The organism is Microbacterium sp. MYb62, from assembly GCF_002979475.1.
Taxonomy (GTDB): Bacteria; Actinomycetota; Actinomycetes; order Actinomycetales; family Microbacteriaceae; genus Microbacterium.
Genome location: NZ_PCOY01000006.1, coordinates 1 through 15,806 on the forward strand (window position 1 = coordinate 1; position 15,806 = coordinate 15,806).

The window sequence follows — 15,806 nt, forward strand, 5'->3', positions numbered from 1 at the left end:
TCGGCAGCGTCCGATGCTGCAGCACATCTATGAGCGTCGGGAAGAAGCCCTCCACCCCCTGACTGGCGTTACCCGTGACGTAGAAGATCCGCACACCGGTCGCGTTGTTGAGCCCGATCGCGAGGAGCACGATGGCGAACGCCGCCACGACGATGGGGATGTTCAGCGTGATGATGCTCGTGGCCTGGCCGATGCGGTCGGCGAGCTTGTACTGCCGCGATGCCGTGTAGACGCCGAGTGCGATGCCGAGGATCGTCGTGATGATGGTCGCGCCGAGAACCAGCTCGGCACTGACCCACATGCGGTACGAGACCTGCTCGTTCACGGATCCGCCGGTCGGGCTCACGCCCCAGTCCCAGCGGAGCAGGATGCCGGTGAGCCACGTCCACCACCGTTCGATCAGGGGGACGGTGTCGCTCAGATTGCGGGGCTCGAGGACATTGACGATCTGCTCTTCGGTGAGTGGAGGGCGTCGTCCCACGTAGTTGCTGCGCGGATCGAGGAATCCCCACGCCAGGAAATACGTGAGGTTCGTCGCGACCACGATCATCAGCAGCCAGCCGAGTGCTCGGCGGAGGAGGTACTTGATCAAGGGGTCAGTCTTTCTCTTCTACAGACGCGCTCGGGATCTTCCGACGCAACGCTGAGCCAGTTGGATTCTCAATCACCATCCACCGTCTTCCGCGATGCGACGGGCCATCACGGGGTCTGTGACGGAGTCTTATCGCTTACGGGATCCGGTGTCAGGATTTATCCCGGGCAACTTCGGGAGACTATCACCGGTATGCCGGAATCGGGGATTAGCACCCCCTGACCGTACAATCGAGTGGACATGTCCCCACGCGCTCACACCCCGCTTCAGCCTGCTTCGACGCCCGCTGCGCAGATCCGCAATTTCTGCATCATCGCCCACATCGATCACGGCAAGTCGACCCTCGCCGACCGCATGCTCCAGATCACCGGAGTCGTCTCGGATCGAGACATGCGCGCGCAGTACCTCGACCGCATGGACATCGAACGCGAGCGCGGCATCACGATCAAGAGTCAAGCGGTGCGCATGCCCTGGGAGCTCGACGGCCAGACCGTCGCGCTGAACATGATCGACACGCCTGGCCACGTCGACTTCACCTATGAGGTCTCCCGCTCGCTCGCCGCCTGCGAAGGAGCGATCCTGCTCGTCGACGCGGCGCAGGGGATCGAGGCGCAGACACTCGCGAACCTGTACCTGGCGCTGGAGAACGACCTCCACATCATCCCGGTGCTGAACAAGATCGATCTGCCGGGAGCCGACCCGGAGAAGTACGCGAAGGAGCTCGCGTCACTCATCGGCGGCAAGCCGGAGGATGTGCTGCGTGTCTCCGGGAAGACCGGCGTCGGCGTCGAGGAGCTGCTCGACCGCCTGGTCAAGGAGATCCCCGCCCCGAAGGGCGATGCGGATGCACCTGCCAGGGCGATGATCTTCGACTCCGTGTACGACGCCTACCGCGGCGTGGTCACCTACGTGCGCATGGTGGACGGAAGCCTGTCACCGCGCGAGCGCATCCAGATGATGTCGACCGGCGCGAACCACGAAGCGCTCGAAGTCGGTGTGTCGAGTCCTGAGCCGACGCCGACCAAGGGGCTGGGCGTGGGCGAGGTGGGCTACCTCATCACGGGCGTGAAGGATGTGCGGCAGTCGAAGGTCGGCGACACCATCACGACGTCGCGGAAGCCGGCGGCGCAGGCCCTGCCCGGCTACACCGACCCCAAGCCGATGGTCTTCTCCGGCCTCTACCCGATCGACGGCAGCGACTACGCCGAGCTGCGTGAAGCGCTCGACAAGCTCAAGCTCTCGGATGCGTCCCTCGTGTACGAACCCGAGACCTCGGTGGCGCTCGGCTTCGGCTTCCGCTGCGGTTTCCTCGGTCTGCTGCACCTGGAGATCATCACGGAGCGTCTGGCTCGCGAGTTCGACCTCGACCTCATCACGACCGCACCCAGTGTGATCTACGAGGTCCTCACCAGCGACACCGGCGAGACCGTGACCGTGACGAACCCGAGCGAGTACCCGGACGGGCGCATCGGCTCGGTGTCAGAGCCGATGGTCAAGGCCGCGATCCTGCTGCCCAAGGACTACGTCGGCACCGTCATGGAACTGTGCCAGTCGCGCCGAGGAACCCTGCTCGGTATGGAGTACTTCTCCGAGGAGCGCGTCGAGCTGCGCTACAACATGCCGCTCGGCGAGATCGTGTTCGACTTCTTCGATCAGCTGAAGTCGAAGACGCAGGGCTACGCCTCACTCGACTACGAGCCCTCCGGACAGCAGGAGGCCGACCTCGTGAAGGTCGACATCCTCCTCCAGGGCGAGAAGGTCGACGCGTTCAGCTCGATCGTGCACCGTGACAAGGCCTACGCCTACGGCACGATGATGGCCGAGCGCCTGCGCAAGCTCATCCCTCGCCAGCAGTTCGAAGTGCCCATCCAGGCCGCGATCGGCGCGCGCATCATCGCCCGCGAGACCATCCGTGCGATCCGCAAGGACGTGCTCGCCAAGTGCTACGGCGGTGACATCACCCGCAAGCGCAAGCTCCTCGAGAAGCAGAAGGAGGGCAAGAAGCGCATGAAGATGGTCGGTCGCGTCGAGGTCCCGCAGGAGGCGTTCATCGCCGCACTGTCCGGCGACGTCGAGGGCAAGGACAAGAAGTAGAACGTGCCGTTTCCGGCGTACGAGCGCGGGATGACGCGTCACCCGATCGCCAGTGCGCCGGAGGGGATGCGGGTGTCCGAGCACTCGACCGTGGTCGCGCCTGCAGAGCGTGATGCCGTGGCGGCAGTGGTCAGGTCGTGGGAGTTCAAGCGCCGGGCCGGATTCGAGGTTCCGGCAGACGCACCGACTCCCGGTCTCGAGGGGATGCTCGCGAAGCGGCTCTTCGGCATCCGATTCGTCGAGCCCGTGCGCGTGGTCTGGGCCGATGAGAGCGGATTCGGCTACGAGACGCGACCCGGGCACCCGATCTATGGCGAGGAGTCGTTCCGGATCGACGAGGGGGGAGTGTTCACGGCGCGGTCCGTCTCCCGCCCGTCGACCTGGTTCTGGCGGCTGCTCGCGCCGGCGCTGCGCCTGGTCCAGCGCGCCACCCACGCCCGCTACGTGCGGATCGTGCAGGCTGCCGCGGCCTCTTCGCGCTGAGGGTCCGGAGCAGCGGGCCGTTCGGCACGCTCCGAGAAGCCCGTCAGGCGGGTATGTGTCGGCTTGCGGCGCGTGGGGGGTGTTCGCTCAGGTAACGCGAAGTAGGGTGGAAGTCATGCGGCGCGGGACTTTCCGAGACGACACGGTGGACTATGCGGCCGTGGGTGCGACCCATGCGCCGGATCTGATGCAGTACCCCCCGGAGCGCAGCATCCCGGCGGAGGAATCCTGGCGGATCGGCAGTGGCGTCGAGCGCTTCCAGACCGCCGGCGAGGCCCTTCTCTCGTGGACCGCCCAGCGTGCTGCGGGTCTGTCCGTCGAAGACGTCCGTCCCGCTCCCGGCCCTGCCTATGCGGGGGTGAGCTTCGATGCCGAGGGCAACCCGATCGCACCGAGCAAGCGCGACGTCGAGCCGCGATACGACGCGGAGGGCATGCCGTTCGTCGGCGCGGGGATGACCCTGCACCTGCGCGGACGCGTGGGTGGCATGCGAGCCGACTCCGAACTCCGCGTGATCTCGGTGACGGAGGAGACCCGACGCATCGGCTTCGTCCTCGGGACGGTCGGCGGATCGGTCGTCAGCGGCGAGGAGTCCTTCGACGTCGACTGGCGCGAGGACAATGACGAGGTCTGGTTCACGGTCCGTGCCTTCGATGCGCCGAACGGCCTGCTCTACCGCACGATCCCCGCGCTCGTGAAGCGCCGTCGCCGCGAGCTCTTCGCGCGCTACCTCCGCGCGATCTCCCCGCTGTACGCGACCCCCCTCTGATGGCGGGACCGCTTCCCCTGGGCGATCCTGCGCCGACGGACGGCCATCTGCCCGTCGACCTGCCCATCGACACGAGCGTGCCGTTCTCGGCCTACCTGCACATCCCCTTCTGCACGGTGCGCTGCGGGTATTGCGACTTCAACACCTACACGTCGACCGAGCTGCGCGGGGCGAAACAGGAGGACTACGCGTCGACCCTGATCGCCGAGATCGCCCTCGCCCGTCGGGTGCTGTCCGACGCAGGGGCGCTGCGGCCCCTCGACACCGTCTTCTTCGGCGGCGGCACGCCGACGCTGCTGCCCGCGGGCGACCTCGCACGCATGCTCGAGGCCGCGACCGGCGCCTTCGGCCTGGTCGAGGGCGCCGAGGTCACCGTCGAGGCGAACCCCGACACGGTGACCCCCGCGGTCGCGCGGACGCTCGCCGAGGCCGGTGTCACGCGGATGTCGGTCGGCATGCAGTCGGCTGTGCCGCATGTGCTCGCGGCCCTCGACCGCACGCACCGCCCGGAGAACGTGCGCACCGCCGTCGCCGCCGCGAAGGACGCCGGCCTCGCGGTGAGTGTCGACCTGATCTACGGGGCACCGGGGGAGTCGCTCGCCGACTGGGAGGCCTCACTCGACGCCGCTCTCGAGCTCGAATCCGACCACATCTCCGCGTACGCGCTCATCATCGAGGACGGGACGAAGCTCGCCCGTCAGATCCGCCGCGGCGAGGTCACGACCCCCGACGACGACCTGCAGGCGGACATGTACGAGCTCGCCGATGCGCGCCTCGCGGCCGGCGGCTTCGACTGGTACGAGGTGAGCAACTGGGCGCGCTCATCGGCAGGCGCAGGCTCGGGTGACAACCGTTCGCGGCACAATCTCGCCTATTGGCGCGGCAACGACTGGTGGGGTTTCGGGCCGGGCGCGCACAGCCACATGGCGGGCCTGCGCTGGTGGAACGTGAAGCATCCGGCGGCGTACGCGCAACGGCTCGCAGCGTCGGAATCCCCGGCGGCCGGCACCGAGCGACCGGATGACGAGTCCCGGACCCTGGAGCGCATCCTGCTGCTCAGCCGCATCCGTGAGGGGATCGCCGTCGAGGATGTGCCGGCCGGGAACCGGAGCCGCGTCGCCGGACTCATGGCCGACGGACTCATCGACCCGGTCGCCGCCCTTCAGGGGCGCATCCGGCTGACGCTCCGCGGACGCCTCCTCGCCGACGCCGTCGTGCGCGAGCTGACGGACTGAAGTCGGCGGGGGTCATCCCGGGAGCAGATCCATCCCCGCGGTGCGGCGCTGCGACACCGTCGTGCTGACGGTGTCGAAGAGACGCGTCCGGCGCTCGGAACCGTAGGACGGCCAACCGGGGTCGCCGTCGGTGACGAAGCCGACCCACGCGGCGTTCATCTCGGCGGCGAGCTGCGGCGGGGCTTCGGGCCCGGCCATGCGTCTGGCTTCTTCATCGCCGAGGCGGTCGAACACGAATCCGAGCTCGAGCGCATGGGCGGCGCGCAGATCGCGCACCGGACTCGACCATGCGAACTCGTAGACGTACGTCGACGCAGGGCGCGCCGCCGCCACACGGCTCAGGGGCGCCCGCAGCATCAGATCCGTGACGAGCTGCCCGAACACCTCGCCGGTGCTCGCTCCGGGGAACGCGGACCGGTATTCGGCCACCGCGCGACGGGGGATCCGCGAGAGGAGCCGGGCGGCCTGCAGCTTGAGCTCGCTGATCCCGGCCAGTGCCTCGGGCGGGAACCACAGGCGATACTCGTCCGTGTTGCTGCCGATCAGAAGGGGGGTGTCGATGGTCCCGAGCACCTCGTGCGGCGATCGTGGCAGACTCTCCTGGTCGATGGCGAACTGGAACCCCGGCGCTCCGCCGAGCGGTGACGAGCCCGCGGACTGGGCCTTGCGCGCATCGAGCAGCTGCTCGGGCGTCAGGGCGGCGAACGAGTCCCGGTCGGTGCGGACACCGAGCCGCTTCGCGAGCTGCGCCGTCACCCGTCCCGCCTTCTTCGCCGTCTGCGCCTGGAGCGGACCCGACTCGATGATCGCGCGGTCGATCAGAGCCCGGGAGTCGTCGCGCGACAGGAGACCCGCGACGATGGCCCCGCCGGCGGACTCGCCCATGGCCGTGATCCTGGCCGGGTCGCCGCCGAAGGCCGTGATCTCGCGGTGCACCCATTCCAGCGCCGCCGCGGCATCGCGCAGACCGAGGTTGCGAGGAGCCCCGTCCAGGACCGAGAAGCCCTCCGAGCCGAGACGGTAGTTGATCGAGACGAAGACGATGCCGGCCTTCGCGAACACCGTGCCGTCGTAGAGCGGCAGTGCGGCGGTGCCGCGTTCGAGCGCCCCGCCGTGGATCCACAGGAGGACAGGGGCCGCGGAGGCGTCGGCGGGGGCCCAGACGTTCGCGGTGAGGATGTCGTCGCCGGCGATGCGCACGGATCCCAGCAGCTCTCCGATCGCGCCCGCGTACGGGACCTGAGGCGGCGTCGGGCCGAACGCCGTCGCCTCCCGCGGACCCTCCCATGGGGCGACCGGCTGCGGAGCGCGGAACCTGTTCTCCCGGAACGGGGCGGCTGCGTACGGGATGCCGAGATAGCGGACGATCCCGTCCCGCTCTGAGCCGCGGACGATGCCGCTCGACGGGGTGGCCTGGGGCGAGGTGGTCATGAGCGTCATCCTAGAGTTGTGCGCCGGTGGTACGGAGGATACGGAGCTGCACGGGGTAGGATTGGCACTCTGAACGTCCGAGTGCCAACGGAAGGGAAGGGTGATGGTCACCGAGCGAGGACTCCAGGTTCTCCGCGCGATCGTGCAGGACTACGTCGAGACCCACGAACCCGTCGGCAGCCGCTCCATCGTGGACCGCCATTCCTTCGGAGTCTCGGCGGCGACGATCCGCAACGACATGGCGTTGCTCGAGGACGAGGAGCTCATCACCGCTCCGCACACCTCGTCCGGCCGTGTGCCCACCGACAAGGGTTACCGCGTCTTCGTGAATCATCTGGCCCAGCTGCGGCCGCTCTCGTCAGCCCAGCGCTCCGCGATCGAGTCGTTCCTGGGTGAACCGGCCGATCTCGACGATCTGATGGTTCGCACCGTGCGGGTGCTGACACAGCTCACCGGGCAGGTCGCACTCGCGCAGTACCCGTCGTTCGCGCGCGCCCACGTCACCCACGTCGAACTCGTGGCGCTCGCGCCGAACAGACTGCTGATCGTGCTCGTGACCGATGCCGGCGGCGTGTCGCAGCGCATGGCGCTCGTGCCCGAGGCGATCGACGAGAGCGACCTGGCGGCGCTGCGCGCGCGCTTGGCCGCGCTGATCACCGGGCAGGCGATCAGCGAGGCATCGGATCGGCTGCAGACGCTGATCGCCGCCGAGGAGACGCCGAAGGACCGCGTCCTGCGAACGCTCGCCGTCGTCGTGATGGACGAGCTCAGCGGCTTCCGGCAGGAGCGCCTGGTGATGGCGGGCGCCGCGACGCTCGCACGTCGCGAGCACGACTTCCGCGGCAGCATCCATCCGCTCCTGGAAGCGATCGAGGAGCAGGTGACGCTGCTGCGTCTGATGAGCGAGATGGTCACGGACGAGCACGGTCTCGCGGCCAGCATCGGCACGGAGAATGCGCCGTTCGGCCTCGGCGAGGCATCGATCGTCGCCAGCAACTACGCCGCGCCCAGTGGCACGGCGCGGGTCGGCGTGATGGGGCCGACCCGAATGGACTACCCGAGCAATCTCGCGGCAGCGCGGGCGGTCGCCCGCTACCTGTCGCGGATGCTCGATGAAGACGAGGCCGGCCGCTGACGCGGTCGCCACGAGAAGACACACGCAGAAGGGCGATTGTGGCGGACCACTATGAGGTTCTCGGGGTGTCCCGAGACGCTTCCACCGATGAGATCAAGAAGGCGTACCGACGTCTCGCGCGACAGCTGCACCCGGATGTGAATCCCGGAGAAGACGCGGCGGAGCGGTTCAAGCTCGTCACGCACGCGTACGACGTGCTCAGCGATGACGACTCCCGACAGCGCTACGACATGGGCGGCGGAGACGGCGCCGCCGGCAACTTCGGCGGTTTCGGCGGTTTCGGCGACATCTTCGAGACCTTCTTCGGCGCCTCCCAGGGTGGCGGACGCGGCGCGCGTCCGCGTTCGCGCCGTGAGCGCGGACAGGACGCCCTCGTCCGCGTGACGCTCGACCTCGGCGATGTCGTGTTCGGCGCGCACCGTGACATCGACGTCGACACCGCGGTGCTGTGCGAGACGTGCCAGGGCTCCTGCTGCCAGGAGGGCACCTCTCCGGTCACGTGCGACATCTGCGGCGGCTCAGGTCACGTGCAGCGCCAGGTGCGGAGCCTGCTCGGCAACGTCGTCACCTCTCAGCCCTGCGGCACCTGCGAGGGATACGGCACCACCATCCCGTACCCCTGCGGCACCTGTGGCGGTCAGGGTCGGGTGCGTTCGCGCCGTACCGTCTCGCTCGACATCCCGGCCGGAGTCGAGACCGGCCTCCGCCTGCAGCTGCCCGGTTCGGGCGAGGTCGGCAAGGCGGGCGGCCCCAACGGCGACCTGTACGTCGAGGTGACCGTGAACGCGCACGCGGCATTCAGTCGCGAGGGCGACGATCTGCTCGCCACGCTCGAAGTGTCGATGACCGACGCGATCCTCGGCACCGAGACCACGATCCAGGGGCTCGACGGCGAGGTCGATCTGGAGATCCGCCCCGGCGTCCAGTCCGGTGACGTGCTGACGATCAAGGGCCGCGGGATCACGCCGCTGCGGGGAACGCAGCGCGGTGACCTGCGCGTCGGCGTGCAGGTGCTGACGCCGACCAGGCTCGACTCCGCACAGCGGGCGCTGATCGAGGACTTCGCGAAGAAGGCGAAGTCGCCGGAGCCGCAGCTCGCGCAGTTCCAGCAGGGGTTGTTCTCGAAGCTCCGCGACCGCTTCCGCAGCCACTGATCATGGCGCTGCACTTCCTGGTGACCGCAGCGACGGATGCCCGTGTCGGCGACCTCGTGTCGTTGTCGGGGGCCGAGGCGAAGCATGCGGCCGTCGTGCGTCGCCTTCGCGTCGGCGAGGCGGTCACGGTCGGCGACGGTGCCGGGGTGTGGCTGGCGGGGACTGCGGAAGAGGTGTCGCCCTCACGCGTCGACGTCCGCATCGCGGAGCGTGTCGAGTACCCTGCTGCGACGCCGCGGATCGTGCTGGTCCAGGCGCTCGCGAAGGGCGACCGTGATGAACTCGCGGTGCAGGCCGCGTGTGAACTCGGCGTCGACGAGATCGTCCCCTGGCAGGCGGGCCGCAGCGTGTCCCGCTGGGAAGGACCGAAGGCCGTGAAGGGCCGGGAGCGGTGGGCGACGATCGTCCGTGAGGCCGCCAAGCAGGCCCATCGCGCCTGGGTTCCCGAGGTCGCCGCGCCGGTCTCGACCACGCAGCTCTCCGGACGGGCGAGCTCGCAGCGCGTGCTGCTGCTCGACCCGACGGCATCCGTACGTCTGTCCGAGATCGAGCCGGACGGTCGTGATCTGGTGCTGGTCGTCGGACCGGAAGGCGGGATCTCCGACGAGGAACTCGATCGTCTGACGGCGGTGGGGGCCGAGCGCGTGCTCCTGGGCGACACGGTCCTGCGCACCTCGACCGCCGGTCCTGCGGCGATCGCGGTGCTGTCGGTGGCGCTCGGACGATGGTGACGGCCCGTTTCGCGGACGCCGGACTCAGGGCTGCGCGGGCGCGTCGGTCAGTAGACTTGACGGCATGACGGACACCTCGATCTTCACGCGCATTCTGAACGGGGAGATCCCGGCCGAGATCATCGGCGAGACCGACCGCCTCTTCGCCCTGCGCGACATCGCCCCGCAGGCGCCCGTGCACCTCCTCGTCGTCCCGAAGACCGCGGAGTACCGCGACGTCGCCGAGCTCGCAGCGGGTGATCCCGGGCTGCTGGCCGCGATGGTCGCCTTCGCGAAGGAGCTGGCCGCGACGCACACCGAGGACGGCGACTTCCGTCTCGTCTTCAACACCGGCGCGAACGCCGGACAGACCGTATTCCATGTCCACGCCCACATCCTGGCCGGCGGACTGACCGAGAAGAGTGTCGGTGCCTGAGAATCACGAACCGCAGGAGCGCAGCCTGCACGGCCGCTCGCCCGAGTCCGTCGAGAAGATCTATGCGGACGGCGTCGCGATGGTGCAGCTGCTCGGCCCGCAGGATCGTCTGCTGCGGATGCTCGAGAAGGAGCACCGGGACGTGGAGGTGCTCGTGCGGGGCAACGAGATCACGCTGAGCGGAGATGCGGATGCGGTCGCGAAGGCGAAGGCGCTCGTCGACGAGCTGCTCGCCATGACCAAGGCCGGGCATGATCTGGCACCGAGCGATGTCTCGAGTTCGGCGCGCATGCTGCGACAGGAGGGCGGGCCGCGTCCGAGCGAGGTGCTGGGCGAGGCCATTCTGACGACACGCGGCAAGGTCATCCGTCCGAAGACCCTCGGGCAGAAGGAGTACGTCGACGCGATCGAGGAGAACACCATCGTGTTCGGCATCGGTCCCGCCGGAACGGGCAAGACCTACCTCGCGATGGCGAAGGCCGTGCAGGCGTTGCAGCGCAAAGAGGTCACCCGCATCATCCTGACCCGTCCCGCCGTCGAGGCGGGGGAGCGGCTCGGGTTCCTGCCCGGCACGCTCACGGACAAGATCGATCCGTACCTGCGACCGCTGTACGACGCTCTCAACGAGATGATGGACCCGGAGATCGTGCCGCGTCTGATGGCGACGGGGACGATCGAGGTGGCACCGCTCGCCTACATGCGCGGGCGCACACTGAACGACTCCTTCGTCGTGCTCGACGAAGCACAGAACACCACTCCCGAGCAGATGAAGATGTTCCTGACACGTCTCGGCTTCGGCACACGGATGGTCGTCACCGGCGACATCACCCAGGTCGACCTTCCGCAGGGATCGTCCGGGCTCCGTCTGGTCACGCGGGTGCTCGACGGCATCGACGACATCCACTTCTCCCGCCTCACCAGCGACGACGTCGTGCGGCATTCCCTGGTCGGACGCATCGTCGACGCATACAGCGAATACGACGAGAAGCGCACGGCGCAGCGGTTCGAGCGCGAGCAGGCGGCCGAGTTCGCGAATCGGGCCGACCGCAGGGGAGCACAACGACCAGGACCACGGGACCGCATGCCGAAACGAGGACTCTCATGATCGAGATCAACAACGAGTCGGCCATCGACGTCGACGAGACGGTGCTGCAGCGGCTGACGGACTTCAACCTCGCACAACTGCATGTCAGCCCCGACGCCGAGGTGGCGATCGTCCTCGTCGACGAAGGCGCCATGGAAGCCCTCCACGTGCAGTGGATGGACGAGCCGGGCCCGACCGACGTGCTCAGCTTCCCGATGGACGAGCTCCGCCCGGGAACCGAGGACCGCCCCACCGCTCCCGGTCTGCTCGGCGACATCGTGCTGTGCCCGCAGGTCGCCGAGACGCAGGCGCAGGCGGCGCGACACACGCTGATGGATGAGCTCATCCTGCTCACCACGCATGGACTGCTCCATCTGCTCGGTTTCGATCACGCCGAGCCCGACGAGGAGCGTGAGATGTTCGGACTCCAGAAGGAACTCATCCAGGGCTTCGCCGCTGCTGAACGTCGACGATGACCGCGACTCTGCTCCTCATCGCCGCCGTGCTGCTGGTGGCTTTCGGCGGTCTCATGGCAGCGATCGACGCTGCGTACGGGGTCACCTCGCGCGCCGGCCTCGCCGATATGGCGACGGAAGGTCGCCGGGCCGTGGCGTTGGGCCGTATCGCGGCGGACCTCGACGCCCACGTCAATGCCGTGGCCTTCATCCGCGTCCTGGCGGAGGTCACGGCCGCCGTGCTGGTGACGGTCGCCTTCACGATCCTGATCGAGAACAACTGGTGGGCGATGCTCGCGGCCGCCGTCCTGATGACCGCGATCACCTTCGTCCTCGTGGGCGCGAGCCCGCGATCATTCGGGCGTCAGCATGCGGAGGGCATGATCCGTGGCACCGCCTCGATCGTGCGCGGACTCCGCATTTTCCTCGGCCCGCTCGCCCAGGGCCTCGTCCTGCTCGGGAACCGGGTCACCCCCGGCACCGGTCGCAGCTCGTTCACGAGCGAGGATCAGCTGCTGAGCATGGTCGACGAAGCCGCGTCGAACGATCTCATCGAGGAGGACGACCGCGACCTCATCCACTCGGTGTTCGACTTCACCGACCAGTTCGTCCGCGCCGTGATGGTTCCCCGCACCGAGATGGTGACCGTCGACGCCACCGCGACCACGGACGAGGCGATGTCCCTGTTCCTGAACCGCGGTGTCTCGCGGATACCCGTCGTCGACGATGACGCCGATGATGTCGTCGGGGTGCTCTACCTCAAGGATCTCGTGCAGTTCGCGTACCGCGACGACAGCGCCTGGCGTGCGGCCTCCATCCGTCCCATCGCGCGTCCTGCGACGTTCGTCCCGGAGTCGATGCGCGCGGAGACCCTGCTGCAGCAGATGAAGCGCGACGCCGTCCACGTGTGCCTGGTGATCGACGAACACGGCGGAATCTCCGGGCTCGTCACGCTGGAGGACCTGATCGAGGAACTCGTCGGCGAGATCTCCGACGAGTACGATCAGGTATCCGCTGAATTCGTCGACCTCGGTCACGGGCGATACCGCGTGAGCGCACGGCTCTCGCTGGAGGATGTGGGTGATCTGTTCGGCCTCGAGCTCGAGGACGAGGACGTCGATTCGATCGGCGGACTGCTCGGCAAGGCGCTCGGTCAGGTTCCGCAGCCCGGTGCAACGGCCGTCGTGGAAGGCTTGGCCCTCACGGGCGGGGCCTCGCGTGGGCGCGGTCGCGGCATCGCGACGGTATTCGTGGAACGTGCACCAGGGGAACCTGATGCTTCGCAGGATGAAGGAGATCGACACGATGACTGACGACACCAGAAGCGGGTTCGTGACTTTCGTCGGACGCCCCAACGTCGGGAAGTCGACGCTGACGAACGCCCTCGTCGGTGAGAAGATCGCCATCACGAGTGAGAAGCCGCAGACCACCCGCCGCGCCATCCGCGGCATCCTGAATCGTCCTGAGGGGCAACTCGTCATCGTCGACACCCCGGGGATCCACAAGCCCCGCACCCTCCTCGGCGAGCGGCTGAACGACCTCGTCGAGCAGGTGCTGGGCGACGTCGACGTGATCGGGTTCTGCGTCCCGGCGAACGAGAAGGTCGGTCCTGGTGACCGCCGGATCGCCGCATCGCTCGACGGATACCCGCGGGCGAAGAAGATCGCGATCGTGACGAAGATGGATACCGCGGGACGGGACGAGGTCACCGAGCGCCTCCTGGAGGTCGACGCGCTGCGCGAGGACTGGGCCGCGGTGATCCCGCTCTCCGCGCTGACGCACGAGCAGCTCGAGGTTCTGTCCGACGAGATCCTGACGTTGATGCCGAAGGGGCCGGCGCTCTATCCCGAGGGCGTCACGACGGATGAGTCGCAGGAGGACCGCATCGCGGAGATGATCCGCGAGGCCGCCCTCGAGGGTGTGCGTGACGAGCTTCCGCACTCGATCGCGGTCATCATCGACGACATCGCACCGCGGGAGGGCACGGACCTGACCGATGTCCACGCGTCGATCGTGGTGGAACGCGACAGCCAGAAGGCGATCATCATCGGACACAAAGGCAAGCGGCTCAGCGAGGTGGGTGCGCGCGCACGCGTCGGCATCGAAGAGCTGCTGGGGACGCGTGTGTTCCTGGGCCTGCACGTCAAGGTCGCGAAGGAGTGGCAGCGCGATCCGAAGCAGCTCGGCAGGCTCGGCTTCTGAGATGAAATCGAGTGACACGTCGAGGGCGGCGGGAAGACCGCCGACCCCGACGACATGAGTGGTCGCAGCGAAGACCCGAATCCGCTGCGAAACGAGGTCTTCAGCCGAGTGTTCGACGAGCACTGGGCAGCGGTGCGGCACCACATCGAGGGTGTCGTCGGCGCGGAGGAGGAAGTCACCGAGATCGTTTCGGAGGTCTTCCTCCTCGCGTGGTCGCGGCTCCGGCCGACTCGGCCGCCGGGTCGAGTGTGGCTGCTCCGCGCGGCGGATCGTCGCCTGCGCGCGCGTCCGGGGAGGACATCCCTGCCGCACAGCGCTCTCGACGCCGTCCATGTCGGTGTCTCCGGCGATGAGTCGACGCCCGGACGCACGGGCCGTGTCGAAGTCATTCGAGCTTTGGCTGTCCTCACCCCGTCCCAACGGCGTATCATCATGCTCACGTACTGGGATGGACTCGCGGTGGGGGAGATCGCGGAGCTGTTGCGCGCTTCTGAGTCCCGGGTGCGGAAGACGCTGATCCGCGCGCAGGACCGCCTGCGGGCGGAGCTGGGCCTGGAGGGGCTGATAACGGGTGATGACTGAGAACGCCGTGCTCGAGCGGATGCTGAGCGACGCCGACCCTGCACCGACGCCGCGTGATGCGATGCCTGATGCGACGGCGCTCGCGACGCGCGACCGCATCCTCCGCACAGGCGCCGCTCCGAAGCGCCGTCGGACGCGGGCGATCGGCTGGGCAGGCGGGCTCGCCGCCGTCGCCGCCTCCACGGCCTTGGCCGTCGCCGTCTTCTCACCGCAGGGTGCCGCCGTGGCCGCGACGCCTTCGCCGCTGGACTTCAACGGGGCGAACACTATCGCGCAGCTCGTGGACGAGGCCGGGACGGCGCTCTCGCACACCGCGGGCCCGACCGAACCCTCGCGAACCGTCAGGACGGCCTCCTGGGGGTTCCAGGTCGACGTCGACACGAAGACGACGACCGTCGTGCCGCAGCTCTCGACGCTGACCTGGGAGGCGGACGGCTCCGGGCGGATGATCATCATCGCGGGGGTCCCGTACGATCCTGCGGATGCGGTCGCCAGCAACGCCGCAGAAGTGACGAGCAGCGGAGAGGTGGTCACCGATCTGGTGATGGCACCGGGCGACTTCGAGACGCCCTGGACGGCGGTCCCCGGCGAGACGCGTGAAGACATGGTGGCCATGCTCCGCGCGTTCGGGATGCCCGAAGAGCCGACGGCGTTCGATGTGGAGATGGCGCTGGCCTCGGTCCTCGACCAGTGGACTCTGACGGACACGCAGCATGAACTGCTGCTTCACCTGCTCGAGGAAGCCGGCGGCGGTGACGCGCTGGGCACGACGAACGACAGGCTCGGCCGCCCCGTGACGGGGGTCCGGGTCCAATCACCCGACGGTGCGGTGAGCGACCTGGTCCTGGTGTCCCGCGACACCGGACGGATCGTCGGAGTCGAGCGCACGGTGCTGAAGGCCGATGACGTGTTCCCCGCAGGCGCGATCATCTCGTATCAGATGTGGGATCTCGATGAGGAGACTGTTCGATGAAACGCACCACCGCTCTCGCCGCTGCCGTGCTCGGTCTGGTCCTGACCTTCGGGGCTGCCCCGGCCATGGCCTCGGTCCCTGACGATCGTGACGTCGACCCCCTGGTCGCAGCGATGCTCGAAGAGGTGCCCGGTGGCGTGCTCCTCGATGCGAATCATGCTGTGTGGCCAGAGTTGGACATGGAGCTCCGTGTGCCCAGCGCCTCCGGAATCTCCGCGCGTTCGGTCGGGACCTGCGCGACCGGGAAGTTCTGCGCATACAACGCGTCGTCCCTCGGAGGGGGCTCCCTCACCTTCGGCACGTGCGCCGTGCACTCGATCGCGTCGAGCTTCACGGTGAAGTCGGTCGCCAATGCCCGCGCCTCCGGATACGTCCAGGTCCGGAACGGCACCACGGTGCTCAGCAGCGTGAACGCCGGGACCTGGGGGAATGTCTCCGGCTCGGTCACCAACCTCCGGTGCATCCTGTGAG

Annotated in this window: 16 protein-coding genes and 1 pseudogene; 15 read left to right on the forward strand and 2 right to left on the reverse strand. The window is 68.3% G+C overall.

Annotation, left to right across the window (positions count from 1 at the left end):
• Positions 1 to 592 (reverse strand): annotated as a pseudogene (locus tag CQ042_RS08320) (ABC transporter permease); the annotation flags it as partial.
• 240 nt (positions 593 to 832) lie between these two features.
• Between CQ042_RS08320 and lepA the strand changes: the two are divergent.
• The 4 genes from lepA (at position 833) to hemW (ending at position 5,173) form a co-directional block, all read left to right on the forward strand.
• Positions 833 to 2,686: a translation elongation factor 4 gene (lepA, locus tag CQ042_RS08325; RefSeq protein ID WP_105670021.1), complete on the forward strand. Its 1,854-nt coding sequence runs from the start codon at positions 833 to 835 to the stop codon at positions 2,684 to 2,686.
• A gap of 30 nt (positions 2,687 to 2,716) precedes the next feature.
• Positions 2,717 to 3,169, forward strand: a complete 453-nt coding sequence (locus CQ042_RS08330; protein WP_105670022.1) for a DUF1990 family protein — start codon at positions 2,717 to 2,719, stop codon at positions 3,167 to 3,169.
• 115 nt (positions 3,170 to 3,284) lie between these two features.
• Positions 3,285 to 3,938 (forward strand): DUF1990 family protein, encoded by a 654-nt coding sequence (locus CQ042_RS08335; RefSeq protein ID WP_105670023.1) that lies wholly within the window; start codon positions 3,285 to 3,287, stop codon positions 3,936 to 3,938.
• Positions 3,938 to 5,173 carry a radical SAM family heme chaperone HemW gene (gene hemW / locus CQ042_RS08340; protein WP_105670024.1) on the forward strand — a complete coding sequence of 412 codons (1,236 nt, stop codon included), beginning with the start codon at positions 3,938 to 3,940 and terminating at the stop codon, positions 5,171 to 5,173. Before CQ042_RS08335 ends, hemW begins: the two co-directional genes overlap by 1 nt.
• A 12-nt stretch (positions 5,174 to 5,185) precedes the next feature.
• On the opposite strand, the gene CQ042_RS08345 is transcribed toward hemW, so the two are convergent.
• Positions 5,186 to 6,604: a carboxylesterase/lipase family protein gene (locus CQ042_RS08345; RefSeq protein WP_258132146.1), complete on the reverse strand. Its 1,419-nt coding sequence runs from the start codon at positions 6,602 to 6,604 to the stop codon at positions 5,186 to 5,188.
• 103 nt (positions 6,605 to 6,707) lie between these two features.
• Here CQ042_RS08345 and hrcA point away from each other — a divergent pair, with 103 nt between their 5' ends.
• From hrcA to CQ042_RS08400, 11 genes are all read left to right on the forward strand, one after another.
• Positions 6,708 to 7,739, forward strand: a complete 1,032-nt coding sequence (gene hrcA, locus CQ042_RS08350) for a heat-inducible transcriptional repressor HrcA (RefSeq protein ID WP_105670026.1) — start codon at positions 6,708 to 6,710, stop codon at positions 7,737 to 7,739.
• 38 nt (positions 7,740 to 7,777) lie between these two features.
• Positions 7,778 to 8,893 (forward strand): molecular chaperone DnaJ, encoded by a 1,116-nt coding sequence (gene dnaJ, locus CQ042_RS08355; RefSeq protein WP_105670027.1) that lies wholly within the window; start codon positions 7,778 to 7,780, stop codon positions 8,891 to 8,893.
• A gap of 2 nt (positions 8,894 to 8,895) precedes the next feature.
• Complete coding sequence (locus CQ042_RS08360; protein WP_105670028.1) at positions 8,896 to 9,624, forward strand: 16S rRNA (uracil(1498)-N(3))-methyltransferase; 729 nt, start codon at positions 8,896 to 8,898, stop codon at positions 9,622 to 9,624.
• A gap of 64 nt (positions 9,625 to 9,688) precedes the next feature.
• Positions 9,689 to 10,039: an HIT domain-containing protein gene (locus tag CQ042_RS08365; protein WP_105670029.1), complete on the forward strand. Its 351-nt coding sequence runs from the start codon at positions 9,689 to 9,691 to the stop codon at positions 10,037 to 10,039.
• A gap of 79 nt (positions 10,040 to 10,118) precedes the next feature.
• On the forward strand, positions 10,119 to 11,144 hold the full coding sequence (locus CQ042_RS08370; protein ID WP_258132170.1) for a PhoH family protein: 1,026 nt from the start codon (positions 10,119 to 10,121) through the stop codon (positions 11,142 to 11,144).
• A complete protein-coding gene (gene ybeY / locus CQ042_RS08375; RefSeq protein ID WP_105670030.1) occupies positions 11,141 to 11,599 on the forward strand; it encodes an rRNA maturation RNase YbeY in 459 nt (152 codons plus the stop codon). The genes CQ042_RS08370 and ybeY overlap by 4 nt, the downstream gene beginning before the upstream one ends.
• Positions 11,596 to 12,891, forward strand: a complete 1,296-nt coding sequence (locus CQ042_RS08380; RefSeq protein ID WP_105670031.1) for a hemolysin family protein — start codon at positions 11,596 to 11,598, stop codon at positions 12,889 to 12,891. The genes ybeY and CQ042_RS08380 overlap by 4 nt, the downstream gene beginning before the upstream one ends.
• Positions 12,884 to 13,780: a GTPase Era gene (gene era, locus CQ042_RS08385; protein WP_181157501.1), complete on the forward strand. Its 897-nt coding sequence runs from the start codon at positions 12,884 to 12,886 to the stop codon at positions 13,778 to 13,780. The genes CQ042_RS08380 and era overlap by 8 nt, the downstream gene beginning before the upstream one ends.
• 54 nt (positions 13,781 to 13,834) lie before the next feature.
• Complete coding sequence (locus CQ042_RS08390; protein ID WP_105670033.1) at positions 13,835 to 14,362, forward strand: RNA polymerase sigma factor; 528 nt, start codon at positions 13,835 to 13,837, stop codon at positions 14,360 to 14,362.
• Entirely contained in the window at positions 14,355 to 15,335 is a 981-nt protein-coding gene (locus CQ042_RS08395) for a hypothetical protein (protein ID WP_105670034.1), read from the forward strand. Before CQ042_RS08390 ends, CQ042_RS08395 begins: the two co-directional genes overlap by 8 nt.
• Positions 15,332 to 15,805: a hypothetical protein gene (locus CQ042_RS08400; RefSeq protein ID WP_105670035.1), complete on the forward strand. Its 474-nt coding sequence runs from the start codon at positions 15,332 to 15,334 to the stop codon at positions 15,803 to 15,805. The genes CQ042_RS08395 and CQ042_RS08400 overlap by 4 nt, the downstream gene beginning before the upstream one ends.
• The last annotated feature ends 1 nt before the right edge of the window (position 15,806 follow it).